We start from the raw sequence: 795 nt of genomic DNA, 5'->3' as shown, positions 1-795 counted from the left end.
TAGTTGTTTAGTCTTGAGATTTGATGGGTTGGATTGATGATGAATTTTTCTGGCTCTGAAGTTCAGATTTTGCAGACAGATTCGTAAGGTGTGAGGCCACTCAGCGTCTTGAGCCTTCGCTCGAAATTATAGACTGCCATGAAGTCGCTGAGATGTGTGCTCAGTTGCTCATGACTGTCGTAAAGGAAGTGTTTAACGGTTGCTTCCATGATTGTACGGTTCATCCGCTCAATCTGCCCGTTCGTCCAAGGATGATTGTGTTTCGTCAGGCGATTTTCGATCTCGTGCGCTCCATAGATCATGTCGAAGCGCACGGGACATGGGCGATCTGACGGATCGGGAATGGGCAATAATTGTTCGACTTCTGCCGCATGAGCGTGGCCGTTGGGCTGAACAGGGCGTGTAGGACGCCTCGTTGGAAACCCTAATGGATCTATGGCTGAATGATGGCTGGTAGCACGGTCGGCAGTACGTGGTACGCGCTCACACATAAGCCATAGACGCAAAAAGGGGCTCATGCGGCAGCTTTGCCCGATGCGACAATCAGGGACATCTTTTCGGCTTTATCCTCACGAGAGATCAGGTCTCGGATTATAAAACCACAGACACCTTGATGGCATTGGCGGCTCCAAGCCCTAGGTCCATGCTGGGTTAATCAGGACTATGACAGCGATGATTCCCGACAAAATCCGCTTTTGCGTGATATTCTACCAATCTCTTCATCACGCAAAGGCCGAACTACACCGCACAAAACATGCTAGCGGCGCAACCAGGATCGCTCAAACACGCCATTGG

General features: G+C 50.4%; 1 pseudogene. It reads right to left on the bottom strand.

What is annotated here, in order from left to right:
- Window positions 1-65 precede the first annotated feature (65 nt).
- Window positions 66-287: pseudogene (locus GWA01_RS12920) on the bottom strand (integrase core domain-containing protein); the annotation flags it as partial.
- Window positions 288-795 lie beyond the last annotated feature (508 nt).

Source organism: Gluconobacter wancherniae NBRC 103581, from assembly GCF_007988885.1.
Classification (GTDB): Bacteria; Pseudomonadota; Alphaproteobacteria; order Acetobacterales; family Acetobacteraceae; genus Gluconobacter; species Gluconobacter wancherniae.
The sequence above is the reverse complement of the archived record's forward strand: the minus strand, read 5'-3'. Positions and strand labels throughout refer to the sequence as shown.